Annotated in this window: 24 protein-coding genes and 2 pseudogenes; 16 read left to right on the top strand and 10 right to left on the bottom strand. The window is 68.7% G+C overall.

Going from position 1 to position 24940, the window contains the following annotated elements; genetic code table 11:
• Positions 1-12: 12 nt before the first annotated feature.
• Positions 13-1380, top strand: coding sequence for an HlyD family type I secretion periplasmic adaptor subunit (locus LH62_RS01925; protein WP_201445407.1), 1368 nt, complete (start codon positions 13-15; stop codon positions 1378-1380).
• A 152-nt stretch (positions 1381-1532) separates the two neighbouring features.
• Complete coding sequence (locus LH62_RS01920) at positions 1533-2108, top strand: hypothetical protein (RefSeq protein WP_043358903.1); 576 nt, start codon at positions 1533-1535, stop codon at positions 2106-2108.
• A gap of 6 nt (positions 2109-2114) precedes the next feature.
• Here LH62_RS01920 and LH62_RS27965 read toward each other — a convergent pair whose 3' ends face one another.
• Entirely contained in the window at positions 2115-2846 is a 732-nt protein-coding gene (locus tag LH62_RS27965; protein WP_052213605.1) for a response regulator transcription factor, read from the bottom strand.
• A gap of 353 nt (positions 2847-3199) precedes the next feature.
• Positions 3200-4024, bottom strand: coding sequence for a response regulator transcription factor (locus tag LH62_RS01910; protein ID WP_082012304.1), 825 nt, complete (start codon positions 4022-4024; stop codon positions 3200-3202).
• A 731-nt stretch (positions 4025-4755) separates the two neighbouring features.
• Here LH62_RS01910 and LH62_RS01905 point away from each other — a divergent pair.
• Positions 4756-6006: a hypothetical protein gene (locus tag LH62_RS01905; protein WP_043358901.1), complete on the top strand. Its 1251-nt coding sequence runs from the start codon at positions 4756-4758 to the stop codon at positions 6004-6006.
• A gap of 12 nt (positions 6007-6018) precedes the next feature.
• On the opposite strand, the gene LH62_RS01900 is transcribed toward LH62_RS01905, so the two are convergent.
• The 4 genes and pseudogenes from LH62_RS01900 to LH62_RS01885 form a co-directional block, all read right to left on the bottom strand.
• Positions 6019-6990 carry a TAXI family TRAP transporter solute-binding subunit gene (locus LH62_RS01900; RefSeq protein WP_052213603.1) on the bottom strand — a complete coding sequence of 324 codons (972 nt, stop codon included), beginning with the start codon at positions 6988-6990 and terminating at the stop codon, positions 6019-6021.
• 48 nt (positions 6991-7038) lie between these two features.
• Positions 7039-7482 (bottom strand): hypothetical protein, encoded by a 444-nt coding sequence (locus tag LH62_RS01895; protein ID WP_052213602.1) that lies wholly within the window; start codon positions 7480-7482, stop codon positions 7039-7041.
• Positions 7483-7612: 130 nt separating this feature from the next.
• Positions 7613-8302, bottom strand: a complete 690-nt coding sequence (locus LH62_RS01890) for an RraA family protein (protein WP_052213601.1) — start codon at positions 8300-8302, stop codon at positions 7613-7615.
• A gap of 45 nt (positions 8303-8347) precedes the next feature.
• Positions 8348-9056, bottom strand: a pseudogene (locus tag LH62_RS01885) (SDR family oxidoreductase).
• Between the two features lie 58 nt (positions 9057-9114).
• Here LH62_RS01885 and LH62_RS01880 point away from each other — a divergent pair.
• Both LH62_RS01880 and LH62_RS01875 read left to right on the top strand, forming a co-directional pair.
• Complete coding sequence (locus LH62_RS01880) at positions 9115-10263, top strand: NADH:flavin oxidoreductase/NADH oxidase (protein ID WP_043358899.1); 1149 nt, start codon at positions 9115-9117, stop codon at positions 10261-10263.
• 56 nt (positions 10264-10319) lie between these two features.
• Positions 10320-11675, top strand: coding sequence for a replication-associated recombination protein A (locus tag LH62_RS01875; RefSeq protein WP_043358898.1), 1356 nt, complete (start codon positions 10320-10322; stop codon positions 11673-11675).
• Position 11676: 1 nt separating this feature from the next.
• Here LH62_RS01875 and LH62_RS28945 read toward each other — a convergent pair whose 3' ends face one another.
• Positions 11677-12114, bottom strand: coding sequence for a septal ring lytic transglycosylase RlpA family protein (locus LH62_RS28945; RefSeq protein WP_236552444.1), 438 nt, complete (start codon positions 12112-12114; stop codon positions 11677-11679).
• A 99-nt stretch (positions 12115-12213) separates the two neighbouring features.
• On the opposite strand from LH62_RS28945, the gene LH62_RS01865 reads away from it, so the two are divergent.
• The 5 genes from LH62_RS01865 to LH62_RS27960 all read left to right on the top strand — a co-directional run bounded on the left by LH62_RS01865 (position 12214) and on the right by LH62_RS27960 (position 18169).
• On the top strand, positions 12214-13203 hold the full coding sequence (locus LH62_RS01865; RefSeq protein ID WP_043358896.1) for an RluA family pseudouridine synthase: 990 nt from the start codon (positions 12214-12216) through the stop codon (positions 13201-13203).
• 25 nt (positions 13204-13228) lie between these two features.
• Complete coding sequence (locus LH62_RS01860; RefSeq protein WP_043358894.1) at positions 13229-15751, top strand: AsmA family protein; 2523 nt, start codon at positions 13229-13231, stop codon at positions 15749-15751.
• Between the two features lies 1 nt (position 15752).
• On the top strand, positions 15753-16463 hold the full coding sequence (locus tag LH62_RS01855; RefSeq protein ID WP_043358892.1) for an ATP12 family chaperone protein: 711 nt from the start codon (positions 15753-15755) through the stop codon (positions 16461-16463).
• Positions 16460-16726: an acylphosphatase gene (locus LH62_RS01850; RefSeq protein ID WP_043358890.1), complete on the top strand. Its 267-nt coding sequence runs from the start codon at positions 16460-16462 to the stop codon at positions 16724-16726. Before LH62_RS01855 ends, LH62_RS01850 begins: the two co-directional genes overlap by 4 nt.
• 291 nt (positions 16727-17017) lie before the next feature.
• Complete coding sequence (locus LH62_RS27960) at positions 17018-18169, top strand: hypothetical protein (RefSeq protein WP_144404346.1); 1152 nt, start codon at positions 17018-17020, stop codon at positions 18167-18169.
• A gap of 319 nt (positions 18170-18488) precedes the next feature.
• Here the strand turns inward: LH62_RS27960 and LH62_RS01835 are convergent, their stop codons facing one another.
• The gene (locus tag LH62_RS01835; protein WP_052213599.1) at positions 18489-19487 is read right to left on the bottom strand and encodes a LysR substrate-binding domain-containing protein; all 999 of its coding nucleotides are present in this window, start codon (positions 19485-19487) and stop codon (positions 18489-18491) included.
• A 485-nt stretch (positions 19488-19972) separates the two neighbouring features.
• The gene (locus LH62_RS31420) at positions 19973-20293 is read right to left on the bottom strand and encodes a hypothetical protein (RefSeq protein WP_201445406.1); all 321 of its coding nucleotides are present in this window, start codon (positions 20291-20293) and stop codon (positions 19973-19975) included.
• 46 nt (positions 20294-20339) lie between these two features.
• On the opposite strand from LH62_RS31420, the gene LH62_RS31415 reads away from it, so the two are divergent.
• From LH62_RS31415 to LH62_RS32595, 6 genes and pseudogenes are all read left to right on the top strand, one after another.
• A complete protein-coding gene (locus tag LH62_RS31415) occupies positions 20340-20576 on the top strand; it encodes a hypothetical protein (RefSeq protein ID WP_201445405.1) in 237 nt (78 codons plus the stop codon).
• 19 nt (positions 20577-20595) lie between these two features.
• Positions 20596-21939: an LLM class flavin-dependent oxidoreductase gene (locus tag LH62_RS01820; protein WP_043358884.1), complete on the top strand. Its 1344-nt coding sequence runs from the start codon at positions 20596-20598 to the stop codon at positions 21937-21939.
• Between the two features lie 102 nt (positions 21940-22041).
• Positions 22042-23162, top strand: a protein-coding gene (locus LH62_RS01810; protein ID WP_144404345.1) for an IS3 family transposase whose coding sequence is annotated in 2 segments (ribosomal slippage) — positions 22042-22291 and positions 22291-23162 — 1122 coding nt in all. Because the reading frame shifts where the segments join, the coding sequence is not laid out codon by codon here.
• Between the two features lie 383 nt (positions 23163-23545).
• Entirely contained in the window at positions 23546-23677 is a 132-nt protein-coding gene (locus LH62_RS32270) for a hypothetical protein (RefSeq protein WP_255359971.1), read from the top strand.
• Between the two features lie 10 nt (positions 23678-23687).
• Complete coding sequence (locus tag LH62_RS01800) at positions 23688-23891, top strand: hypothetical protein (RefSeq protein WP_043358878.1); 204 nt, start codon at positions 23688-23690, stop codon at positions 23889-23891.
• Between the two features lie 146 nt (positions 23892-24037).
• Positions 24038-24379 (top strand): annotated as a pseudogene (locus tag LH62_RS32595) (septal ring lytic transglycosylase RlpA family protein); the annotation flags it as partial.
• Positions 24380-24400: 21 nt separating this feature from the next.
• On the opposite strand, the gene LH62_RS31755 reads toward LH62_RS32595, so the two are convergent.
• Entirely contained in the window at positions 24401-24709 is a 309-nt protein-coding gene (locus LH62_RS31755) for a hypothetical protein (RefSeq protein WP_236552443.1), read from the bottom strand.
• Positions 24710-24940 lie beyond the last annotated feature (231 nt).

The following is a 24940-nucleotide window of genomic DNA, read 5'->3' as shown; positions in this document are numbered from 1 at the left end:
GGAGGATGCCCTATGAGCGCCGCGCAGTCCCTCGTCCCCTATGACCAGCGGATGGAGGTCAGCCTGGCGGATATGCCGGGCACGGCGAGCCTGGCGCTCTCCACCCGCGCCCCGCGCCGGGTCGGGCTGCTGCTGGTCTTCCTCTTCCTCGGCGGCTTCCTGGCCTGGGGGCTCACCGTGCCCATCGCCGGCGGCGCCGTGGCGCCCGGCGTCATCAGCCCGGACGGCAACCGCCGTACGGTGCAGCATCTGGAGGGCGGCATCATTGCGGCGCTCCGGGTGCGCGACGGCGACAAGGTTTCCGCAGGCCAGCCGCTGCTGCTGCTGGAGAGCCTGCAGGCCAGGGCGATCTACAACTCGCTGCTCAGCCAGTACCAGACGCTGCTGGTGATGCAGGCGAGGCTGGAGGCCGAGCAGGCCAACCGGCCCGGGATCACGCTGCCGGCGGAGATCGAGGCGGCCTCCGGCCAGCCGGAACTCGCCAAGCTCATCGCCGGCCAGCGTGCCATCTTCGCCGCGCGGCGGGCAGCACAGGAGACCCGGGCGGTGATCCTGCGGCTCCGTGTCGAGCAGGCGCAGGAACAGATCCGCGCTCTCGAGGCCCAGGTGAGGAGCACGGTCGAGCAGCTCAGCCTGATCGGCGACGAGCTGCGCGGGAAGGAGCAGCTGCTCCGCTCGGGGCTCGTGCCGCGGCCCGAGGTGCTGCGGCTGCAGCGGGCCCAGGCCGAGTTGCTCGGTCGGCAGGGCGAGTATCTCGGGACCATCGCCCGCACGCGGCAAGTGATCGGCGAGACGGAGATGCAGCTGGTGTCGCTCGAGGCCGACCGGCTCGACAAGGTGTCCGACCAGGTCGACAAGGTGCGCGTCGAGCTGGCCGGCGTGACGGAGCGGCTCGAGGCCAGCCGCGACGTGCTGGCGCGCACCGCGGTCCTCGCGCCGATCACCGGCACTGTCATCAATCTCCGCTTCAAGACCATCGAGGGCGTCATCCGGCCCGGCGAGCCGATCCTCGACATCGTCCCTGACGAGGAGAAGCTGCTGATCGACGCGCGGGTCGCGCCGACCGATATCGATGTCGTCCATGGCGGCCTGCCGGCGCAGGTGCGGCTGACGGCCTATTCCAGCCGCGGCCTGCCCCGCATCGACGGCATCGTCCGCTCGGTCTCGGCCGACCGCCTGCAGGATCCGGCCAGCCATCAGCTCTACTACCTTGCGCGGGTGGAGGTGGACCGGGAGGTGCTGGAGCATCTCGGGCCGCATGTTGCCTTGGTACCGGGCATGCCCGCGGAGGTGCTGATCGTCCGGCGCTCGCGCACGATGATGCGCTACCTGATCGAGCCGTTCCGCGACGCCTTCCGCCGCAGCTTCCGCGAGGTCTGACCGTAAGGCGTCGGACCGAAGGCGTAGGCAGGTCTACCCCAGCGCCTCTTCCGATGCCCCGGCCTCACCCTTTGGCCCGATTTGGCCGGGCCGCGCTTTCTGTACGCTGCTCGGGTGCCGGGCGACGCAAGTGCCCACCGAAGGGGGATGCAATGGCGAAGATCAAGCTTGGGTTCAAGGCGTTGCTCGACAAGGCGATGACGGTCCAGGCGCAGGGCAATGCGACCGCCATCGGCGAGGACACGGCGGCGAATGTCAGCGTCGAGTCCCATACCATCGACCGCGGCAAGGTGACTCTCACCTTCGGCAAGGTGACGGCCACGGCCTCTGGCACCGCCGAGACCGGTGGCGCCTATGCCACGGCGCAGACCTCGGCGACGGTCGCCGGTGCCGATCTCGGCCACAGCCTAACCAAGACGACCTCGGGCAGCGGCTCCGACTGGGCTTCCGCGACCAGCGTCACCCGCTTCTTCGCCATCGACGTGAAGGGCTTCGAGTTCAAGAACGGGCATATCGTCTCGACCTCGCTGCCGGAGAAGACGGTGACCACCTCGCCGCAGGTCCCGGCCGGCAATACCGCCACGCTCGGCATGGATGCTACCGCCACCGGCGACTACAGCGTGGTCAAGGCCGAGGCGTCTGTCATCGCCACCGACAGCTTCTCGGATGTCGCGGCATCCGTGGTGTCCTCGGCCGATGGCCATTCGGACTACCACCTGTTCGGTTGACGCCTTTCAGATCGGGCCGTTCCGCTCCGGCGGTCGGCCCGGCCAGCGGTCTGGATCGGCCGCGAGCGCCGCCTGCGTTCGGTTCGCGGCGCCAAGTCGCCGCATGATGTGGCGCACGTCATCCTTGACGGCTGACTCCCGCAGGTCGAGCAGGTTGCCGATCTCCTTGTTCGACAATCCCGCCTGCAGGTGCCGCAGCACGGCCTGCTGCCGTGGGGTGAGAAGCGTCAGCCGCGCCGCCTCCACGCCGCGCAGGCCGAGGTCGATCATGCCGGTGGGCTGCGGCCTTGCGGGCCGGTCCTCGAGCAGGGCGGTCGGGGGGAAAAAGGATCCCCCCTGCATGATGAAGGACAGCGTCCGCAGCGCGATGGCGGGCTCGGTGCTGGTCGGCAGGAAGCCGCGGACGCCGAGGCGCAGAGCGGCCACCACCTCCTCCGCCGTGTCGAGGTCGGAGATGACCGCCACCGGCGTGGAGGGCATCGTGCCGAGCAGGGCCTGGAGCCATTCAGCCCCGGCCACCGCCTTCACGGAGCCGGCGCCGAGGTTGAGGATGCCGAGGGCGATGCTCGTCTGGGGCCGCGGCATGCCGCCCAGGTCTTCTGGCGCCACGGCCAGCACCGCGACCCCGTTCTCCATTGCCCAGTCCGTGAGAAAGGCGGCCAGCTCGGCCCGGCGCAGCGCCCTGGCATCAACCAGCAGGACGTGGGTCTCGCCTTTTTGTGCCTGTTGCTGCTGCACGGTTGCCCCGACCCCCGCCCATGATGACAAGGCGTTCCGGGCCAAGGAAGAACGTGGCGGCCCGGCCCGGCTGAGTAGCCTGTCGAAGATGAAACAGGCCCTGTAACTTCTACATTAAGTGGTGGCGCGAGCAATATGGTCAAAGGATCTACGCAGTATTGCAGCAGGTTGCTGGGCTGATGACTTTCATCGTTGGTACTAGCGGCATCAAAATAGTGGCGGTAGAAGGAGGTACACCCTAAGTCGAGGCTGCCTTGGCTTGGCTGCAGTCATCGATGCCGTTTGGCGCCGGCCCGCATTGCGGCGCGGCCGGCGGAACCGATAGCTCCGCCGGGACCGCCCGTCGCAAGAAGTCAGGCGGGAATGAGCTGGAGCTCGGGCCGCTCCAGGCCGGCCTGCGCCACCTGCGGGATCGCCGTCTCGATCGGCGCTTCGTCGGGCAGGTCGAGGCTGGCGGCGCAAAGGGCGGCCTGGGTCCGGTTGGCCACCTTCAGCTTCCGCATGATCTCGCGGACATGCACCTTCACCGTCGATTCGCACATGTGGAGCTCGATGGCGATCCGCTTGTTGGACTGTCCCTGCCGCAGCAGCTGGAGGACCCGCTTCTGCCGCGCAGTCAGGCTGGTGAGTCCGATATCCAGCTCGCCGATGAGCGGCGGGCCGGGGGCTGCCCTTGGCTCCGCCTCGTCCGGACCGTCGAACCGGGCGAGCAGTGCCTGCGGCGGGAAGTACACACCGCCATGGGCGATGAAGTTCAGCGCGTAGAACACCAGGTTCGGGTCCATGTCGGCAGTGATGAAGCCGCACGCTCCGGCCCGCAGTGCCGCGACCACTTCGGCGGCCTCGTCCCGGTCCGACAGCACCACGATAGGCGCGCCGGGGCAGAGCGCCTGCGCCTGCTGGATGGAATGTGCCAGCCCCTGCGGGGCGCTCGCGGGCACGACCGAGTTGAGGACGACCAGGCCTACCGAGCTGTCCGGGGCGGCCTGGTCCAGCGAGGCGATGGCGCCGAGGACCGAGAACCCGTATCCGGCTCCATCGGCCTTGACGTCCTCGAGCAGCCTCCTGAGACCCTCGCGGCGCAGTGGAGAGGGATCGACCAGAAGTATACGACAGCTTTTATTTGCTGGCGTTGCTCGGTCTTCAGGGCTACGGCTGTCACAACGATCGTCCGCCATGATCCGGTTTCCTTGATTTTTGGCCGTGATGCCGACGAGATCGGCGGTTTATTGCAGTATTTGATCGGTATGGGAGTGCTGGCCTCAGCTCATAGGCATGCTTCATGTTGCCCATGTCGTTATTGGCGCACCTCCCAGTATCTTCGTGTCCCAATGTTACCGCACCAAGATGCGTTCGACATCAACTTAACTACCCCAGATTTCGCCAACCCGTCTCTTTTTTGGGCCGGTTCACGCAGGGTGCGTGGCTTTTGGGGGCGGATACCCGCAAAGATGGCAATTCAGCGATCCCTGGTTGACTGACTCTCGATATTGGAGCGCCAAAAGAGGTATGGAACCAATCGCAGATAGCGAAGTTGTGAGTCGGCCAATTTCGTTTCGTGCAATGGTTTTTGGCCGGGCGGGATTATGCGGCGGCGCCGACAATCATGGCACTGCCACCGCGTTGCCTGGGTTTGTAATGTAATAGTTTCGGGTCACATTAGTAACCGATGGTGCTTTAGGCGTATCGCGGGGAAAAACGTCCCCCTTTGACGGTCACCTGCCATCCTTCGGAGGAGGACCAGTTTGCCGCCTACCTCCTTCGGCCATCTACCGAAGAAGGCATCCGGAGCCTCGCGCTACCCGATCGGAGACCCGCAAATTGATACTATTGACCGCCGGCAATGCGATCAGGGAGCCTTCATCGCTCAGCGCTGGACAGGACACTCGGCCGGCGAAAGGGATGCAGCATGTCCGACGGCACCTCTCACCAGCCAACACCGGACCCCGGAGCATTCCAGCGGATCGACAGCGACTTCCGCTGCGCCGTGTCCTTCTCGTGGCCCGATCCGGCCCGGCCGCCGGAGCGCGGTTCTGCCCGGCCTGCCGCCGCACCGGGCGCGTTCCGCGATCCGCACGGTGCAGCGCCGCAGCAGGTGCGCCCCGCCGAGCCCGCCTATACCCGGATGCGTCCGGCATCGGCACCGCGGCCCGACGCGGATGATCATGCCCGCTTCCCTGCCACCGGCATTCCGCCCATGGTGGCGCGGGGGGAGGCCTTCCCCATCCCGCCCCGGTCCAGCCGGCGGCGCGCCGACCGCCGCCGAGGGAGCGCACTCTACAGCGGCATGCCCGTGGCCCTGGCGCTGGCCGCCGGCACGCTCTCGATCGGACTCCTGCTTGGCGGCGCGCTCCTGCTCGACGAACTGCCTGGCCATGGGGCGCGGCCTCCGCTCGCCTCGCCCTTGCTGCCCCGCCTGGCAGGCGATGCCGGCGTGGCTACGCCATGGCGGCAACCGGCCCCGCTGCGCGAGGCGGTTCCTGACGTGCCACCGGCTCAGCAGGCTTCGGCGCCTGCGTCGCCGCCAGTGGTTCCGGCGACTCTCGTCCTTCACCCGGCGCCTGCCCCGATGCCGGCCAGGCTGGCCAGCCAGGACCTGCGGGAAGCCGCGGACGAGGCCTATCGCCGCGGCAATTTTTCGGCTGCGGCCGAGTTCTACGATCGTGCGCTGCAGGCATTGAGGCTCGAGAATGGCTCGCTCGCCGCCCCGGAAGGCGCGGCCCCCTCGGCGGGCGCCGACGCTCCCCCAACGATGCGGCTCGAGGAAGCCGTGGTCACGCTCCCATCTCCGGTCGCCGAACCGCAGCCCGAGACGCGCCCCATCCTCGCCGCGCCGCAGCCCGTGCCGCAGCCCGTGCCGACCGAAGCGCCCCGGCTGCCGCCCGCCGTCCATGCGAGCCTGATGCGGAACGGCGATGCGGCCTTGCAGCGCGGCGACATCAGCGGCGCCCGCGCCCTCTACCAGCGCGCCGCCAGCCTCGACGGCGCGGCGGCGGCGGCGCTCGTCGCAACCGGGAAGACCTACGATCCCGGCATCCTGGCCGGGCTCGGCGTGCATGGCGGCGCGCTGCCCGACGCCGCCGCGGCGGCGCGCTGGTATGAGCGGGCGCAGGCGCTTGGCGATCCCACCGCCGGAGAACTCCTGAACCGCCTACGCTGACCGGAGCTTCCGCTACTCCTCCGCCGGCACCGGCCGTGACCGGCGCGGCTGCGGACGGGGCGGCACGCTGCCGAAGCGCGTCCAGCCCGGGATGCTGGCCGCCAGGTTCACCTCGCGCCATTTCGGGTGCCGCGGCGGCCGCAGGAGGGAGTCGAATTTCAGCGAGAGCGCGCGGGAGAACCGCACCACGCGATCGCGCCGCTCGGGAAGCTGGTGGTTGTAGGCCGCCAGCACGGCCCCCACCGCCACCGTCTCGACGGTCTCACCCGCCGGCACCAGGCCCGGATAGTCCTCCGGACCGAAACTGCCCGGCAGGTAGGTTTCGAGAAGCTCCTCGCCGAGCGGGATGGGCAGCAGGCGCGCCCCTTCCGGCAGCGGCGTGGTGAAGCGGGCCGGCTTGCCGGTGACCCGCACCATCGCCGCGATGTCGCCGCGCCGCAGCTTCTCGGTCGCATCGACGGTGGCGTCGTAGACCGGCCGCACCGCGATGCCGAGCCGGGAGAACAGGAGCGTTGCCGTCATCGCCGTGCCGGAGCCGCGGTTGTCCATGGCGACGAGCTTGCCCGCTAGATCCGACAGCCGCGCGATGCCGGGCCCGGCGAAGACGTGGACCTCCTCGTTGTAGAGCTTGGCGAGGTACTGCACCTGCTGCTCCAGGCCAGGAAAGGTGCGTTGCTGCGCGGCGGCGGCGAGCACGTCGGACTGAACGATGGCGAGGTCCACACCACGCAGATAGAGCAGGTCGGAAAGGTTCTGCAGCGAGCCCTTGCCGATGATCGGCAGGATCCGAAGCCCGTCGACGCCGTCGATCACCGCCGCGATGTCGGCGGCGAAGCGCGTGTACGTACCGTCCAGCCCGCCGGAGATCACGCCGAGCACATTCGCATTCGCCGCGGCGGTCGGGTCCGGCGCGGCCCATGCACGGCCGAGCGCCGGACAGCAAAGGCCAGTGGCGAAGCCGATGAGAAGGTGACGGCGGATCATTGCTCTGCTCCCTCTGTTCGTTTGTTTTTCCCCTGAGGTAGGCACGTTTCACGAGCCCTGGCGCAATGCCTCCAGCATGGCGGCCGCAGCAGGATCGCCCATGGCGCGGGCGCGGCCGTACCAGGACCTCGCCTTGTCGCGGTCGGCGAGCCCCGGCCCGGCGCCGAAGGCCGGCAGGAGGTTCGGGTCATAGGTCTTGCCCGCCGCGATGGCTGCGCCGGCCGAGCGTGGATGAATGGTGGCCGCCTGTTCATAGAGCGTCCGCGCCCGCAGGATGTCGCCGCGCACCATGGCCGTGTCGCCCGCGCGCATCATGGCCTCGAAGCCCTGCGGTTCCGTCGCCGCGGCCGGCGGCAGCACCAGCGAAGGGAGCATCCTGCTCTGGTCGGGCTGCGCCGCCGCAGGCCACGCGGCCGCGCCGGCGAGGAGGGCGGCCACCGCCAGGCGCCCGCCTCCGTCGATGGCCAGGGAGATCCGGTTGCGTCGCGCCACTGGGCACCTCCACGGGGCGTGCAAGTGGTGGTCCATCAGGCAGTCCCGTTTCCGGCCGCCTGGCCCTGAGCTTCGGTCCAATGCAAAGGCCCGTCACGGCAATTCAACCGGGCCATGGTGCCTCCCGGGGTCAGCCCGTGCCGATGATCCGCGCCCCCGCGATGATCTGCCGCATCCGCTCGCTCTCGACCGCGCCCGCCTCGACCGCGGCGATGGCCTTCGCCTCCGCGGTCCGCACCGCATCCAGCGCGGCCGCCACCCCCTCCGCCTGATCGAGCGGCACGACGACCACACCATCCGCGTCGCCGATGACGATGTCGCCGCTCCGCACTGCCAGCCCACCGCAGATGACGGGCGCACCCACGACGCCCGGCCCGTTCGCCGCGGGCGAGGTCGGCACCACCCCCGCGGCGAAGACCGGCAGCCCCGTCGCCAGGATGCCTGCCTTGTCCCGTGCCGCGCCTTCGGTGACGAAGGCCGCGACGCGCTTGTTCTGCATCATCCCGGCAACGATGTCCCCTATCGCCGCGGCGCCGAGATAGGCGTCGTTGGCCACCACGATCACGTCGCCCGCCTGCGCCTCGGCCAGTGCGCCATAGACGCCGACGATATCCGCCGGATAGGCGAAGGCCGTCAGCGCCGGCCCGACGAAGCTGGCATTGGCCGGATCGAGCGGCTTGACCGCCCAGTGCATCGCCCCGCGGCCTGCCATCGCATCCACCAGATGCGAGGTCTGCGCCCCTCGGAATCGCTCCAGAAGGGCGGGGGAGGGGCGCCGATGCCCGCGATGGATGGTCAGCAGCGGCGGATTGTCGAGCATGGACGGTCCTTCCCCGGATCAGTCCGTCAGCTTCGCCCCGCAGCGCTACTCCGCATAGATCATCTTCCGGGTCATGCCGCCATCGGTGAGGAATTCCGCCCCGGTGACGAAGCCGCTCTCGGGTCCCAGGAGCCAGGCGACCAGCGCCGCCACGTCCTCCGGCCGGCCGGCCGACCCGTCCGGCTGGATGCTGCGCATGGTCTTCGGGGCGCAGCGCCTCGCCCCTGGTGTCGATCCAGCCGGGGCTTACGCAATTCGCCCGCACCTCCGGCCCGAGGCTGATGGCGAGCGCATGGGTCAGGGCGAGCAGCCCGCCCTTGGAGGCGCTGTAGCTCTCGGTATCCGGCTCCGACTGGTGCGCCCGGGTGGAGGCGATGGTGACGATCGCTCCGCGCGCCTGCCGCAGCATCGCCTCTGCCGCCCGCGCCAGGAGGAAGGCGCTGGTGAGGTTGGTGCCAAGGACGGCGTTCCACTCGCCGAGGCTCAGCTCGCGGATCGGCTTGCGGATCATGAAGCCGGCGTTGCAGACCAGGGCGTCGAGCCGGCCCTCCTGCGCCGCGACCCCGTCCACCAGGCGCCCGGCCGCCGCCTCGTCCGAGACGTCGGCCTGCACGAAACGGCCAGGGGTGCCCTCCGCCGCCTGCCGGTCGGCGACGACCACGCGCCAGCCATCGCGCTCGAGCCTGGCCGCGATTGCGCGGCCGATCCCCCGTGCGCCGCCCGTGACCAGCGCCACTCGCCGCCCTTGCTCCATCGCCAACCTCCCGCTGCGGCCCGTAAGCTCCCGCCGAACCATCGGGGAAAGGCCGTCCATGACCAAATCATTGCTCTTCACGCCGCTGACCATCCGCGGCGTGACGCTGAAGAACCGCATTGTTGTCGCGCCGATGCATCAATATGCCGCCAACCGAGGCTATGCGACGGACTGGCACCTGATGAATGCCGGCCGCTATGCCGCCGGCGGCGCCGGCCTCGTCATCATGGAAAGCACCAAGGTGGAGCGGCGCGGCTGCGGCACCTACGGCGACCTCGGCCTTTGGGAGGACGGGCAGATCCCCGGCATCGCCCGCTGCGCTGCCTTCATCAAGGCGCAGAATGCCGTGCCCGGCTTGCAGCTCGGCCATTCCGGCCGCAAGGCGCGGCGCTTCCGCCCCTGGGAGGGTGGTGGCCCGCTGCCGCTGGAGGCGGCCGAGGATGACTGGGAGCTCGTCGCCCCCAGCGCGCTGGCCAGCCCCGAGAGCGACCCGCTGCCCCGTGCCCTGACCCGCGCCGAGGTGCAGGACCTCGTCGGGCGCTGGGCCGAGGCCGCCGGCCGCGCCGATGCCGCCGGCATCGAGGTGCTGGAGATCCATGGCGCCCATGGCTACCTGATCCACCAGTTCCTTTCGCCCTTCAGCAATCTCCGCAACGACGAGTATGGCGGCAGCGAGGGGGGCCGCATGCGCTTCTGCCTGGAGGTGGTGGAGGCCGTGCGCGCCGTCTGGCCGGCGGAGAAGCCGCTCTTCCTGCGCCTTTCGGTCGAGGACGATGCGGGCTGGGACGTGGCGCAATCGGCCCGGCTGGCGGCCCTCGCCAAGCCGCTCGGCGTCGATGTGGTGGACTGCTCCTCGGGCGGCATGCGTGGCGCTCCCGTGGTCGGCACCGGCCCGATCACCTATGGCTACCAGGTGCCCTACGCCGAACGCCTGCGGCGCGAGGCGGGCATCGCCACCATGGCCGTCGGCCTCATCGTCCATGCCGACCAGGCCGAGGGCATCCTCCAGCGCGGCGAGGCGGACCTGATCGCGCTCGCGCGGGAGCTTCTCTACAACCCGCACTGGCCGATGGACGCCGCGCAGAAGCTCGGCGCCGACCCACGCTTCGCCCTGGTGCCGCCCGCCCAGGCCTACTGGCTGGAGAAGCGCGCCCGTCAGGTGAAGGAGCTGGTGCCGAGCACCTGGCGCGAGCGGCTGGACGGATAGCGGGGGTGGCGTGGGCCCTCGCCCATCCCGCGCAGGTCGGGCCTATACTCCCCGGCATGGCCCCACGCCGCACCCCCGACCCGCCCACCGACCTCTTCGGCGAGGCTGCCCCGCCGCCCCGCGCCGAAGCGCCCAGCGGCCCCCGCCCGCTTGCCGACCGGCTCCGGCCGGCGGAACTGGAGGAGGTGGTCGGCCAGGACCATCTGGTCGGCCCCGCCGGCGCGCTGACCGGGATGCTCGCCCGCGGCGCACTGGCCTCGCTGATCCTCTGGGGCCCGCCCGGCGTCGGCAAGACCACCATCGCCCGGCTGCTCGCCGAGCGCGCCGGCCTCGTCTTCGTGCAGCTTTCGGCGGTCTTCTCCGGCGTCGCCGATCTCAAGCGCGCCTTCGACGAGGCGCGGCAGCGCCGCCGGGCAGGGCAGGGGACGCTGCTCTTCGTCGACGAGATCCACCGCTTCAACCGGGCCCAGCAGGATGGCTTCCTCCCCGTCGTCGAGGACGGCACGGTGACGCTGGTCGGGGCGACGACGGAGAACCCGAGCTTCGCCCTCAACGGCGCGCTGCTTTCTCGCTGCCAGGTCCTGGTGCTGCGGCGCCTGGACGATGATGCCCTCGACCTCCTCCTCACCCGCGCCGAGGGGGAGGCCAGCCGCGCCCTGCCGCTGGACCCGGCGGCGCGGGCCAGCCTCAAGGCCATGGCCGATGGCGACGGGCGCTACCTGCTGAACCTCGCCGAGCAGCTCCTCGCCCTGCCGCCGGGGCAGGCGCCGCTCGATGCGGCGGCGCTGGGCGAGCTGCTGGCCCGGCGCGCCGCGCTCTACGACAAGGATCGGGAGGAGCACTATAACCTCATCTCCGCCCTGCATAAGTCGCTGCGCGGCTCCGACCCCGATGCGGCGCTCTACTGGTTCGCCCGCATGATCCAGGGCGGCGAGGACCCGCGCTACATCGCCCGCCGCCTGACCCGTTTTGCCGCCGAGGATGTCGGCCTCGCCGATCCTCGCGCCCTGCCGCTCGCCATCGCCGCCTGGGAAACCTATGAGCGCCTTGGCTCGCCGGAGGGGGAGCTGGCCCTGGTCCAGCTCGTGCTGCACCTCGGCACCGCGCCGAAGTCGAACGCCGCCTATGTCGCCTGGGGGGAGGCGCAGCGGGCGGCGCGGGAAACCGGCAGCCTGACGCCGCCGCAGCACATTCTCAACGCACCGACGAAGCTGATGAAGAACCTCGGCTATGGCCGCGGTTACGCCTACGACCATGACGAGGCGGAGGGCTTCTCGGGCCAGGACTACTTCCCCGAGGGGATGCCTTGCCGGGCCTTCTACCGCCCAACCGACCGCGGTGCCGAAGCCGCGATCGGCGAGCGGCTGGAGCGCTGGGCGGCGCTCCGCGCTGAAAGGAAGAGGGGCGGTTGAGCTACCGCTGGGCCACCCGCTGGTCGCTGTCCGGCACCTGCACCGGCGTCACGACCACCGGTGCCGTGCCCTGCTCGCGCATGCCGAGGTCCTGCGCCGTCTTAGGGCTCAGGTCGATCACCCGGCCCCGCGCATAGGGGCCGCGATCCTCGACCTTCACCTCGGCGGTACGGCCATTCTCAAGGTTGGTCACCCGCGCCGTCGTGCCGAGTGGCAGGGTGCGATGCGCCGCGGAGTTGGAGCGTGCATCGAAACGGCGGCCATTCGCCATGCGCCGGCCGTTGAACTTCTGTGCGTAGTAGCTGGCCGTGCCCCGCTGTTGCCGCGCCTGGGTCCGGGACTGATGTTGAGGGGCTCGCGCCTGCTCGGCGGCGTGGGCGGAGAGGACATGGTCCGGGGTGCCAACACCGAGGACCATGAGGGCCGCGGCTGCGGCCATCGCTGCTATCCGTGTCATGCGCCCTATGACGCCCTGCCGGGGCGAAAGTTCAACCGACCCCGCTTCGCACCTGGTGGGCCCCTGGGCTACAGGGGACGCATGACCATAGAAACCCGGATCGTGGCCGAGGCTGAGGCGGATACCCGCCTCGACCGCTGGTTCCGCCGCCATTTCCCGCAACTCACCCAGGGCGCGTTGCAGAAGATGCTGCGCACCGGGCAGGTCCGCATCGATGGCCGAAGGGCGGAAGCCAATACCCGTCTCGCCGCCGGACAGGAAGTGCGCATCCCGCCGCTGCCGGACGGGCCGCCGCCGGAGCGCGACCAGCGCCCCGTCTCGGATGAGGATGCGGCGATGCTGCAGCGCCTCGTGCTGCATATGGATGCCAGCCTCATCATCCTCGACAAGCCGCACGGCCTGCCGGTGCAGGGCGGCCCCGGCATCACCCGCCACCTGGACGGCATGCTGGATGCGCTGCGCTTCGGCTTCGAGGAGCGGCCGCGGCTGGTCCACCGCCTCGACCGCGACACCTCCGGCCTGCTGCTGCTCGCCCGCACCCCGGTGGCCGCCGCCTTCCTCGCGAAGGAGTTCCGCGGCCGCGGCGTGGAGAAGACCTACTGGGCCGTGGTCACCCCGCCGCCGCAGATCGAGGATGGCCGCATCGACATCCCGCTGGCGAAGCTCGACGGCCCACGCGGCGAGCGGATGCAGGCGGTGGAGGACCCGTCCGAGGGCGCCCGCGCCGTCACCGACTTCCGCACCCTCGATGCCGTCCGCGGCCGCGCCGCCTGGCTGGAGCTGAAGCCGCTCACCGGCCGTACCCATCAGCTCCGTGTGCATTGCGCCGAGGGGCTCGGCACCCCGATCCTCGGCGATGGAAAATATGGCGGCGGTGCCGCGCATCTGGACGGGCTGCCGGGCGAACTCCATCTGCATGCCCGTGCCCTTCGCCTGCCGCATCCGGAGGGCGGCACGATGGAAGCCTTCTCTGCCCTGCCGCCCCACATGAGGGAAACCTTCGCCTTCTTCGGCTTCGAAGCGCCGAAGACGCCGAAGCCGCGCCGCCTCGCCGCCGCCGCCCGCCGCTGAGCGCCCCCAGCCGGGAGAGACCGATATGCCCGCCGCCACATCTCGCCGCCGCTGGCTCCGCTGGACCCTGATTGCCCTGGCCGTGCTGGTGCTGCTGCCCGCCGCGGGCCTTGCCGCGTTGCTGCTGACCTTCGACCCGAACGGCCAGAAGCCACGCATCCAGGCGGCGGTGGAGGCGGCGACCGGCCGCAGCCTCGCCCTCGGCGATATCGGGGTGAAGCTGGCCCTGGCGCCGACGTTGACGGTGGAGGATGTCGCCCTCGCCAACGCCCCCGGCGGCAGCCGCCCGCAGATGGCGACCATCCGTCGGGTGGAGGTGGAGCTGGCCCTGCTCCCGCTGCTTTCCCGACGGGTGGAGGTGCGCCGCCTGGTGCTGCGGTCGCCCGACATCCTGTTGGAGACGGATGCGGCGGGGCGCCCGAATTGGGCCTTCGCCCCGCCCCAGCCCGGCCGCCCCGCTGCCCCAACGCCCCAGGGGGCGGCGCCCGCCAGCGCCGCCCGCGAGGCCGGCCAGCGCCTGGGCATCGCCGTCGACCGGCTGGAGCTGACCGACGGTCAGGTCGCCTGGCGCGACGGCCGTACGGGCGCGACCCGCGGCCTCGCCATCCCGCGGCTCGAGTCCCGTGCCGACACGGCCGGTGCGCTCCGGCTGAACGGGCAGCTTGCGCTGAATGGCATCCCACTCGCTCTCTCCGGCGAGACCGGGCCGCTCGACCGCCTGACCGACCCCGCGGCGGCAACGCCCTGGCCCCTGCGCCTGGCGCTGGAGGCGGCCGGCGCTCGCCTCGCCGCCGAGGGCGCCATCGCCCGGCCGATGCAGATGCGGGGCTGGCAGATGGCGGTCGAGGCTCGGGTACCGGAGTTGCAGAAGCTGGCCCCGCTGCTGCCCGATGCCCCGCTGCCGCCGCTGCGCGACCTCGCCCTCACCGCGAAGCTGGACGAAACATCGGTGAGCGACCTCCGCCTCACCCTCGGCGCCGCGGTGCTGGATGCGGTGCTGCCCGGCCTCCGCCTCGCCAGCCTCACCGCCACCCTGCCGCGCCAGGACCAACCCCTTGGCCTCGATGCCGAGGCGGCGCTGAACGACGTCCCGCTCCGCCTCGCCGGCACGCTCGGCGCGCCGAGCGTGCTGCTGCCCGGCGCGGCGCTGCAGCCCTTCCCGGTCGACCTCCGCCTTGCCGTGGCCGGTGCCACCGGCACGGCGAAGGGGGCCATCGCCGATCTCCGCCGCCTGGCCGGCGTCGATCTCGCCCTTTCCTTCCGGGCGCCGGACCTTGCCCCGCTGGCGCCGCTCGCCGGGGCGCCGCTGCCGCCGGTGCGGGACCTCGCCCTTGATATGCGCCTCGCCGAGCGCACGCCGGGCTTCGCTGGTGGCGCATTTCTGCGCGGGCTGCGGATCGCTTCCTCGGCGGGCGATGCGGCAGGTGACCTCACCTATGTCATCGGCCAGCGCCAGGGCGTCGAGGGTGCGCTGACCTCCACCCGCCTCGACCTCGATGCGCTCCGCCCGCCGCCCGCCGCCCCGGCCGCCGCAGCCCCGGCCGCCCCCCCGCCGCCGGCCGACCGCCGCGCCATCCCGGACGTGAAGCTGCCGCTGGAGGCGCTGCGGATCATCGATGGCGACCTGCGCTGGCAGATCGGCAGCCTGCTCGCCCAGGGCGTGACCTTGCGGCAGGTGCAGGCGCGCCTGTCGATCCAGGACGGCCGCGCCCGGCTCGATCCCTTCGCCGCGCAGATGCCGGGCGGGCCGGTCGCGCTGCGCGCCGCCGCCAACCTCACCACCGCGCCGCCCACCGTGCAGGTCGCGGCGCAGTCGCCGGGCCTCGACCTCGCCCCGCTGCTGGCGGCGCTGGGGCAGGCGCCGCCCCAGGCGACGGGCATGCTCGGCCTCGATGCCGACCTCCGCGGCCAGGGCACCGACCTCCGCGCCATCGCGGGCACCGCTCATGGCCATCTTGGCCTTTCCGTGGTGCGCGGCACCCTCTCCGGCAGCCTGCTGGAAAAGCTGCCCGCCGATCTTCGCCGCCTGTTGCCCAGCGGCATGGCCGGGCGCGACATCCCTCTCCGCTGCCTTGCCCTCCGTTTCCAGGCGGAGGACGGCATGGCCCGGTCCCGTGCCCTGCTGCTCGACACCGCGCTCGGCAGGGTGGGTGGGGAAGGGGGGGCCAACCTCAAGACCGAAACCCTTGCCTTCCGCCTCCTGCCCGACCTTCGCCTTGGCGGCATCGAGCTGAGGGCGCCGATCAACATCGCCGGGACCATGCGCGCACCCCGCATCGGCGTTTCGCCGGAAGCCGCCATCGCGGGCGGGCTCGGCGCCTTCCTTTCCTTGCAGAACACGCCGGATCGCAGCCTCCAGGCGCTGGCCGGCGCCCTGGGTGGCGGCGGGCCAGCCCTGCCGGACTGCGAGGCGGAACTCGCCATCGCCCGCGGCGGTCAACCCGGCGCGGCCCCCGCCGCCCCACCTCCTCCAACCCCGGCTCCGGCCCAGGGCCTGCCCGCCCCGGCGCAGGAGCTGTTGCGCGGCCTCTTCGGCCGAGGACGATGACATGAAGCGTTTCTGGAACAGCGCCGCCACCACCCCCCAGCCCGGCGGCTTCGGCGTGAGCCTCGACGGCAAGCCGGTCCGCCTGCCCGGCGGCGCGCCTCTGGTGGTGGACCGCGCACCGCTCGCGGAGGCGATCGCCGAAGAATGGTCGGCGGCCGGTGGCGGCGCCCGTGGCGGCGAGATGAGCATGAACGACATGCCGCTCACCCGCCTGGTCGGCACCGCGCAGGAGCGCATCGCCCCCGACCCGGCGGTGATGATCGACGGCCTCGCCCGCTATGCCGAGAGCGACCTGCTCTGCTACCGCGCCGAGGATCCGCAACTGGCCGCCCTGCAGGCCGCCGAATGGCAGCCCCTGCTCGACTGGGCCGCCCTGCGGCATGACGCGCCGCTCCGTGTCACCGCCGGCATCATGCCGGTCCGCCAGGAGGCCTCGGCCGTCGCTGCGCTCCGTGCCGCCGTCGCCGCCCGCAACCCGGTGGAACTCGCCGCCCTCGGCGTCCTGGTGCCGGCCCTCGGCAGCCTGGTGCTTGGTCTCGCCGTGGTCGAGGGACGGTTGGACGCGGCGGATGCGCATCGCCTCGCCATCCTCGACGAGACCTTCCAGGAGGAATTCTGGGGGCTCGACCAGGAGGCGGCCGAGCGCCGGGCCCGCATCGCCGGGGAGATCGCCGTTGTCGGCCGCCTGCTGGCCCTGGCGAAACCGTCATGAACGCGCATCACCTCCGCATCGAGGGCCGCGTCCAGGGTGTTGGCTACCGCGCCTGGATGGTCCACGAGGCCCGCCGGCTCGGCCTCACGGGCTGGGTTCGGAACCGCCCGGACGGCAGCGTGGAGGCGGTCGTCGCCGGCCCGGAGCCGGCCGTGCAGACCTTGCTGACCGCCTGCCGCCGTGGCCCCCTGGCGGCGCGGGTGGACCGCATCTTCGAGGCTCTCACCGATCTGCCGGAGGGGGAGGGTTTCCAGCAACGGTGAGGCGGCGCCTGACGGTGTTGCCGGGCATCGGGTTGTGCTTACACGCGATGAGGCTGGGCCAGCGCCGGCTCAGCATGCCGACCGCGCTGTGGCCGGCTACAAACGACATCTCAGCGGTCGCTGCCATCCTTCTCGGATGGTGCTGTCTGGGTCAGGAGCCTGAGGCGTCTTTTAAGTCACACACATTATGCTAAAACAACACCTGCTCCAATCTTTATGGATAAGCTGAAGCGTAAGCAGCAACCCCGACCAGCATGGCGGTGCGTTTTCAAGTTCAGGATGAGAACTCGAATGACTATTAAAAATGTTGCCATTTTTACGATTTGCTCTAACAACTATGTGCCCATGGCAAAGACTTTATTGCAAAGTGCAAAACGGCAGCATCCAGAGGCCAAGCTATATATTTGTTTGGCTGACAAAATCGTTCCGGGAGAAAAATTCTATCCATCCGACTGCATGATAATTCCCGCCGAAGATCTTGCTATACCTGACTTCAGAAAATTTGCTTTCCGCTATGATGTGATGGAGTTCAACACAGCCATCAAGCCTTTCATGTTTCTCGATTTGATTGGTCGAGGACACGATACGGTACTTTATTTTGATCCTGACATTGAGATTTTTACTCGGTTGGATGCTATTCTGGAAAAACTGGATGGTGGAGCGTCCTTCGTGCTCACGCCCCATCTCCTGGCACCCGCGGAGGGCTCCAGCGAGCCTGACGATGTCGGCATCATGCGCGCGGGGATTTACAACTTAGGCTTCCTTGGAGTCGGAGCCACCACGGAAACCCCTGCCATACTCAATTGGTGGGCGCGTCGCCTGCGTTATCAATGTGTCAATGAGCAGCAGCAGGGCTTGTTCGTCGATCAGAAATTCATGGATCTGGTGCCCGGATTCGCGTCTGCCGCATGCATCATGCGAGACCCGCGCTTCAACGTCGCCTATTGGAATCTGGCGCAGAGAAGCCTTGCGAAAGATCAGACCGGTTGGCTGGTGGACGGAAAGCCGCTTGGCTTCTTCCACTTCAGTGGGATCGATCCGGCGAACCTGACGCGGCTCTCCAAACACAGTTCTGCCTTTCGCGGCGACGCGATCGCGGCGCCACTGCAGGCATTGATGCAGCACTATGCCGAGCAGGTTCTCGCGAATGGGTTCCGTGACCTGCGGAGCTATCCTTACTCCTACGGACACTTTATTTCGGGAAATCCGATTCCTGCCCAGGCTCGCAGGCTGTTCCGAACGCAGTATGAGGATTTGGACGGCGATCCATTCGCCACGTTCGAGCCTGTGCTTCAGCGCGTTGAAACCTCGCAGATGACGCAGACAAGCGCTGAGGAGCTCAATCGGCATTTAGAGGATATTTACGCCTCGACCTCTTGGCGGATAACTCGCCCCCTGCGAATGATCAAGCAACTGTTCAAGCAACAACGCAGTATGAATTGATATCCGCCGAGTTGTTGAGGGGTGGCCTTCAGGCTGACCGCGCTCGAACTCGAGTTCAAACCATGCTCGTCACGCGGCGTACCAGCTCGGGCTGCTGTGCATCGTGTTCCAGGGTGTGGTGTAGGAGCGCTGCTCCTTGGCGGGCTGTGCCGCGTGTCAGGCGGCCGCGATTGGCAGGCTGACGGCTGAAGTATCGCTCATGGCGCTGATGGTCTCCAGCGTCATATAGCGCGATCCTTGGGTGGCGCAGTCGTCGGACTGCTCGAGGAGCACCGCACCGGCGAGCCTGACGACGGCAGCTTCGTTGGAAAGATGCCAACTAATGCTTGGCGGGGGTCTCGATCATGCTTCTTCCATGCGCGGCGCTAGCGGGATGCGTGGCGGCGCCGTGCCGACTAGGACGGGCGGCGTCGCCAGGCGGCTCCGCGCTGGCCAGCGCCGCCTCCTCCAGCAGCCAGTCTCGCAAGGCGCGGATCGCCGGCTCGTTCCCCCGCACCGGCAGATGGGCCAGGTGCCAGCCCGTTCCGCGCTGCAAGGGCGGCAGCATCGGCAACGGGTTGACCAGCCGTCCCGCCGCAAGCTCGGCGGCGACGAGGGAGCGATCCGCGAGCGCCAGTCCGAGCCCATGCAGCGCTGCCTGAGGCGGCAAAAGGGACGATCCAAAGTGGAGGGGGCGCTGAGGCCGGTTCCCACGCAGCCCGACATGCGCGAACCACTCCTCCCAGTCAGTCGGGGCAGTGTCGCTGACCAGCAGGGCCGCGTCCGCGAGGCGGCGAAGCTCGATCGGCCCGTGCGCGGAAATCCAGTGTGGGGAACAGACCGGCACGAGCCGGTCGGGGAAAAGCAGATGTGTTGCCAGGCCGGGCCATGGCCCCCTGCCATGGAGGATCACCGCTTCCGTCCCTTCCCGCAGGTTTGGTGCCTCGACGCCGGTGGAAAGGTGCAGCTCCACCTCAGCATGAGCTTGCTGGAAACGCGGCAAGCGCGGCAGCAACCAGCCCAGCGCGAAGGAGGTCTGCGCGAAAACGGAGAGCACCACCCGGGGCGGTGGGGAGAGTACGCGGGCGAGGCCGATCTCCACATTGTCCAACGCCTCGGTCAGGACCGGCAACAGCGCATGGCCCTCGGCTGTCAGGCGCAGCGAGCGCGGCCCGCGCTCGAAGAGCAAGCGGTTGAGCCGTGCCTCCAAGAGCTGGACTTGCTGGGAGATGGCGCCCGCGGTGACGCCAAGTTCCGACGATGCGGCCGCGAAGCCACCTAGGCGCGCCGCTGCCTCGAAGGCGCGGAGGGCGTTCAATGGCGGCAGGCGGCGATGCATGAGCCCCCAGCAAAGCTGTTGGTGCGAAGGAGGGCAACCCGTTCCGATGGTTTGGAGACCCTCCAGCTCGGCGTCGCCGGTTGAATAGGGGAAGATTTGCTCACTCTCAGCCAAAGATCATCTTGATTGTGCGGCGCAGCGCTTCCGGTGCATCCAGGAGCTGAGGAACCCCACACGGCCGATCCAAGTCGCCGGCGCCATAAGCGCCATGCGTCGTAGCAGGAGGCCATGGATGCGCCGTCGGCAGCTGTTGACCACTCGGGGCATGGGCCTCGCCGCCCCGGCGGTAGGAAGCCGCGCATCGGCCCAGGACGCGGCGAAGACCGTGCACTGCGTTCCTGCCGCGGATTTGCCAAACCTCGATCCAGTCTGGGGAACGGCGTATCAGATCCGCAACGCCGCGTTGCTGGTCTGGGATACGCTTTACGGCGTGGACCGGCAGTTGGTCCCGCGTGGACCTTCCGCCTGCGCCCGGGCCCCGTCATTCACGGCGGGGCGCCCGTCTTCGCGCGGAATGCGGTGGCGAGGCTGCGGTGCTGGGCCACCTGGTGAACGGGTTCTTCATTTCGGGTACGCCTCTCTACTCGGAGACCGGCGGGGAGGTGTTGAGCAAGGGCGGCGACCTCGCCGCCACTCGGTCCATGCTCGCGCAATGCGGCCATGACGGGCGGAAGATCGCCATGATGATCTTCCAGAGCGTCCATGAAGCCAAGCTCGGCAGCGCGATCGCGGCCGACATGCTCCAGCACGTCGGGTTCAATGTGGACCCGCTCGCGGTGGACTTTGCCACGATCCAGGGCTGTCACGCTAACCTTCGCTCACTACCTCGGCCTCCGCGCCAACGGCGAGAGGGTGTGGTTTGGCTGGCCGTCCAGCCCGGCGGTCGAGTCAGGGATCATCGATTGGTACGCCTCCACCATCCTGGAGGAGGAGAGGGCCATCTGCGCACGGATCAACGCGGCGGCCCTCTCCGACGTCGTCTTCGGGCCGACAGGCTTCTTCCTGTCGAAGCAGGCCTGGCGCGCCAGCCTGAATGGTGTCGTCACCGCCCCGTTCCCCGTCTTCTGGGGCGTCACCGAAGCCGTGTGAGCGAGCAAGGACTCCGACAATGAACGAACCGAAGCGCGAGTTGCACCTGAACCTCTTCATCCAGGGCATCGGCCACCATGAGGCGGCGTGGCGCCACCCCGACACCAACCCGGCCGACATGATGGACATCGGCTACTACCAACGCTTGGCGCAACAGGCGGAGGCCGCGAAGTTCGACGCCGTCTTCATCGCGGACGCCCTGGCCGTCAACGCCAACATCGAGTTCGGGCCGTTCAACAACTTTTTCGAGCCGCTGACGCTCCTTGCGGCCGTCGCCGCCGTGACGACGCATATCGGCGTCATCGGCACGGCCTCCACCACCTATGGCGAACCCTACGACATCGCCCGCCGCTTCGCTTCGCTGGACCGTGTAAGCCGGAGCCGCGCCGGTTGGAACATCGTCACCTCCAGCAACGAGCACGCCGCCCAGAACTTCGGGCATGACACGCACCTCCAGCACAGCCGCCGCTACGCGCGCGCGACCGAGTTCCTTGAGGTCGCCATGGCACTCTGGGACAGCTGGGAGGACGGTGCCATCGTCGCCGATCGCGTGGCGGGGCGCTTCGTGGACCGCGCCCGGGTGCATGCCATCGACCATATGGGGGAGAACTTCCGCGTCCGCGGTCCGCTGGATTTTCCGCGCCCGCCCCAGGGATACCCCGTGCTGGTCCAGGCCGGGTCGTCGCATGACGGTCGCGAGTTCGCCTCGCGCTTCGCCGAGGCGATCTACACCGCGCAGAACACGCTTCTCGACGCGCAGGCCTTCTACGCGGACGTGAAAATCCGCATGCTGAACTACGGCCGCACGCCTGACCAGCTCTGCATCTTGCCCGGCCTGGCCCCGATCATCGGCCGCACGACCTCCGAGGCGAAGGAGCGCCAGCAGGAGCTCAACGAGTACATCGTGCCCCAGTACGGGCTGCACATGCTGTCGAAGAACATGAACATCGACCTGTTCAGCTACCCGCTGGACGGCCCGCTGCCCGAGCTGCCCCCAGTCGAGGAGATCAACGGAGGCAAGAGCCGCTTCCAGGTCTATGTGGACATGGCCAAGCGCGGGAACCTCACCATCCGCCAGCTGCTCCACGCGATCGCCTTCGGACGTGGCCACGACACCTTCGCCGGCACGCCGGCGGAGATCGCGGACCACATGGAGGAATGGTTCACCGGAGGCGCCTGCGACGGGTTCAACCTGCTGGCGCCGAACCTGCCTGCGGACTTCATCGCCTTCGTCGAACTGGTGCTGCCGGAGCTGCGCCGCCGCGGCCTGTTCCGCACGGAGTACAGCGGCAGCACGCTGCGCGACCATTTCGGGCTGCAGCGTCCCGCCAACCAGTTCAGCCGGCCCGCCGTGCCCGCCTGAGGGGGCGACCGCGCCTCAGGCCTGAGGTGACACGGCGAAAGTGGTCCGGCCCTGGTGTTAGTGTTTCGGCGTATTTCCTCATAGTGGATGTGGAGATTGGCCATGAAGCGGCGGTTTTCGGTGGAGCAGATCGTGGCGGTGCTGAAGCAGGCTGAGTTGGGCCTGCCGGTGGCGGAGCTGACGCGCAAGCTCGGCATTTCGGAACAGACCTTCTACCGCTGGAAGAAGCAGTATGCTGGGCTGGAGACGGATCAGGTCCGTGAGTTCAAGCAGCTGACCGAGGAGAATGCCCGGCTGAAGCGGCTGGTGGCGGAGCTCAGCCTCGACAAGGCCGTGCTGCAGGACGTCCTGTCAAAAAAGTTTCCCGGCCAGCGCTCATGAAGGAAGTTGTGGCCTATGTGGCACGGAGCCACGGCTACAGCGAGCGCCGGGCCTGTTCTCTGACACGCCAGCATCGATCGACGCAGCGCAAGCCGAGCACTAGGGACCCGCGCCTCGAGATCCGGCAGCGCATGCGCGAGATTGCGCAGACGCGGATCCGCTATGGCTACCGGCGGGTCCACATCATGCTCAGGCGGGATGGCTGGACAGTGGGCCGCAATCTGGTCTGGCGGCTGTACCGCGAGGAGGGTCTTGCCTTGCGCAGCAAACGGCCGAAGCGGCGCAAGATGGTCGTGCACCGCGAGGCGCGCTACGTGCCTAAGCGTCCCAACGAGGCGTGGAGCCTGGACTTCGTCCACGACCAGCTGAGCCATGGCACGAAGTTCCGGGCGCTGACCGTGGTCGACATCTGGAGCCGTGAAGGCCTGGCGATCGAGGTTGGCCAGCAGCTCAAGGGCGAGCACGTGGTCGCGGTGCTGAACCGCCTCGTCCGCCAGCGAGGTGCGCCGAAGTACCTGTTTGCCGACAACGGCGCCGAGTTCACCGGCCAGCTGGTCGACCTTTGGGCCTACCACCACGGGGTGCAGATCGACCTCTCGCGGCCCGGCAAGCCGACCGACAACGCCTTCATCGAGACCTTCAACGGCTCGCTGCGGGACGAGTGCCTGAACCTGCATTGGTTCGAGACGCTGGCCGAGGCCTGTGCCATCGTCGAGGCCTGGCGACGGGATTACAATGAGAGCCGGCCTCACATGGCTCTCGGGCAGAAGACACCGCAAGAATATCTATTGCAAAGAGGCCCTTGCGGGTCGACGAAGGGTGCGACGGCCGGCGAAGGCTAACGCTGAACCTGGACCACCAAACCCAAGCGCCTCAGGCCGGCGAAGGCTAACGCTGAACCTGGACCACCAAACCCAAGCGCCTCAGGCCGCCGAAGGCTAACGCTGAACCTGGACCACTAAACCCAAGCGCCTCAGACTGCTGACAGAACCCATAGCCCGTGGATCCCCAATCAGGGGCAGGCCAGGTAGAGCGCACTGGTCTCGCATGAACCGCAGGCGGCTTCCAAGCGGCCAAATCCGCTCGGCGGCGGTCCCTGTCGACGGTTGCATCATGCCACAGGATAACACCGAAGCAGATACACCGTTAGAAATGCTTGCGTAGCCTCATGTTGCAGCGCAACATGGTGGCAAGTGAGGGGAGGGATAGGCAGAGGAGTTTTGCCGTGGTCGCCTTCCTTGCCGGCATCGCAGCGATCGTTGTGGTGAGCCTTGCCCTTCGGGTGGCGATCGATGAGGTCGCATCCCGCTGGGTGCATGAATTGCCTGATCTCTCCAGTAGCCTCCATGAATCCTGATGGAGCGAAGATGGCGGGCGACGACGCCCGCGTCCCGGCGGCGGCGCCGGGCCACATGGAACGCGCCATGATGAGGCTGTTGAACGAGGTTCAGAAAGCTGCCGATGGCAGCATTCCGACGCGGGTTTGCGGCCTTACAGTGGTGTTCTCGTTCGCTGGCGATGCGGATGTGACCTGGGATATCCGCCCTCCCTCGAACGAACCCACGACATAGCGCAGAACCAGACGCCACTGGGCCGCGGGCGGCGCGAAGCCTCTTCGCGTCCTCGCTTTCCAGGCGAAGGCCTTTCAACTATCTATGATTGATAGGAGCTGTCCACTCGGACATGCGTTGTTCATCACAACGTCCGGATCAAGATTATGAAGGTTGGGGTGATAATCTACGCGATGCTCGCTCTCGGTCTGGCCGAATCCGCCACAGGAACCGAACGACCGGTGAGCCCAACGTCGGCAGAGGCACCCCAGGATGCCACCGACCAATCAGGGCGGCGGCAAAGAGGACAGGCTGCTATCTTTGCTCGGGAGTTGGCTGGCAGGAGAATGGCTGATGGTGGCCGCTTCGACCCAGACGACACGGTCGCGGCAAGCAGCACCCTTCCGCTCGGTACGACGGCGCGCGTAACCAACTTACGGAATGGCCAGACGGCAATGGTCAGGGTGCGCGACCGCATCGCTGGCACGAATGGCCGCATCCTCAACGTGAGCCCCAAAGTCGCGGAAGTGCTAGGGATACGGCGAGGCGGGGTCTTTCCGGTTACCGTGGCGCCGCTCGCCGTGCCACAAGCCGACGGCGGTGTCCGGCTGGGTGCCGGAACCGGGTTGGCAGGTCAGCGCGCCTATGTCACCGGCCGCGACCGGACGACCGGACGCGGCGGCAGTGGAGCGTCCCAGTAGAACTGGTTGCCCACGGTTCTTGACGACTACCGAACTCGGCAGGCCGGGCCAGACCGCGACCGCTGCCTCGACAGCAAGATCTTCATCGGCTTTCTGAATAATCAACCAGTACGACGGAACCGTACTCCAGAAGCTCAATCCGGCGGTGTCATCTCCGATCCAGAACCCGCATACAGGTCACGACAACCCATCAAAAGTGTTGTGGGCGAGGTGTCAGCGTCGATTCGCCAAGGCGTTTCTATGAAGAGAGTCTCAACGAGACTTCTGACGAGCGGCACCATAGTATTCAGGCTCGGAGGGACAGATTCCCGAAGTCCACGCCCGATTTCCGGCACGCGACAAAGTTTGAAATCAGTGGTGCCAGCCTGC

The sequence above is a fragment of the Belnapia sp. F-4-1 genome, from assembly GCF_000802185.1.
Taxonomy (GTDB): Bacteria; Pseudomonadota; Alphaproteobacteria; order Acetobacterales; family Acetobacteraceae; genus Belnapia.
Note: the sequence above shows the minus strand (reverse complement) of the source record. Positions and strands in the feature narration are given on the sequence as shown.

Excerpts from the sequence above, each read along its gene's own strand:
- LH62_RS01925 (WP_201445407.1), top strand. The coding sequence starts at position 13 with ATGAGCGCCGCGCAGTCCCTCGTCCCCTATGACCAGCGGATGGAGGTC.
- LH62_RS01920 (WP_043358903.1), top strand. The coding sequence starts at position 1,533 with ATGGCGAAGATCAAGCTTGGGTTCAAGGCGTTGCTCGACAAGGCGATG.
- LH62_RS01910 (WP_082012304.1), bottom strand. The coding sequence starts at position 4,024 with ATGGCGGACGATCGTTGTGACAGCCGTAGCCCTGAAGACCGAGCAACG.
- LH62_RS01905 (WP_043358901.1), top strand. The coding sequence starts at position 4,756 with ATGTCCGACGGCACCTCTCACCAGCCAACACCGGACCCCGGAGCATTC.
- LH62_RS01900 (WP_052213603.1), bottom strand. The coding sequence starts at position 6,990 with ATGATCCGCCGTCACCTTCTCATCGGCTTCGCCACTGGCCTTTGCTGT.
- LH62_RS01890 (WP_052213601.1), bottom strand. The coding sequence starts at position 8,302 with ATGCTCGACAATCCGCCGCTGCTGACCATCCATCGCGGGCATCGGCGC.
- LH62_RS01880 (WP_043358899.1), top strand. The coding sequence starts at position 9,115 with ATGACCAAATCATTGCTCTTCACGCCGCTGACCATCCGCGGCGTGACG.
- LH62_RS01875 (WP_043358898.1), top strand. The coding sequence starts at position 10,320 with ATGGCCCCACGCCGCACCCCCGACCCGCCCACCGACCTCTTCGGCGAG.
- LH62_RS28945 (WP_236552444.1), bottom strand. The coding sequence starts at position 12,114 with ATGGCCGCAGCCGCGGCCCTCATGGTCCTCGGTGTTGGCACCCCGGAC.
- LH62_RS01865 (WP_043358896.1), top strand. The coding sequence starts at position 12,214 with ATGACCATAGAAACCCGGATCGTGGCCGAGGCTGAGGCGGATACCCGC.
- LH62_RS01860 (WP_043358894.1), top strand. The coding sequence starts at position 13,229 with ATGCCCGCCGCCACATCTCGCCGCCGCTGGCTCCGCTGGACCCTGATT.
- LH62_RS01855 (WP_043358892.1), top strand. The coding sequence starts at position 15,753 with ATGAAGCGTTTCTGGAACAGCGCCGCCACCACCCCCCAGCCCGGCGGC.
- LH62_RS01850 (WP_043358890.1), top strand. The coding sequence starts at position 16,460 with ATGAACGCGCATCACCTCCGCATCGAGGGCCGCGTCCAGGGTGTTGGC.
- LH62_RS27960 (WP_144404346.1), top strand. The coding sequence starts at position 17,018 with ATGACTATTAAAAATGTTGCCATTTTTACGATTTGCTCTAACAACTAT.
- LH62_RS01835 (WP_052213599.1), bottom strand. The coding sequence starts at position 19,487 with ATGCATCGCCGCCTGCCGCCATTGAACGCCCTCCGCGCCTTCGAGGCA.
- LH62_RS01820 (WP_043358884.1), top strand. The coding sequence starts at position 20,596 with ATGAACGAACCGAAGCGCGAGTTGCACCTGAACCTCTTCATCCAGGGC.
- LH62_RS01800 (WP_043358878.1), top strand. The coding sequence starts at position 23,688 with ATGGCGGGCGACGACGCCCGCGTCCCGGCGGCGGCGCCGGGCCACATG.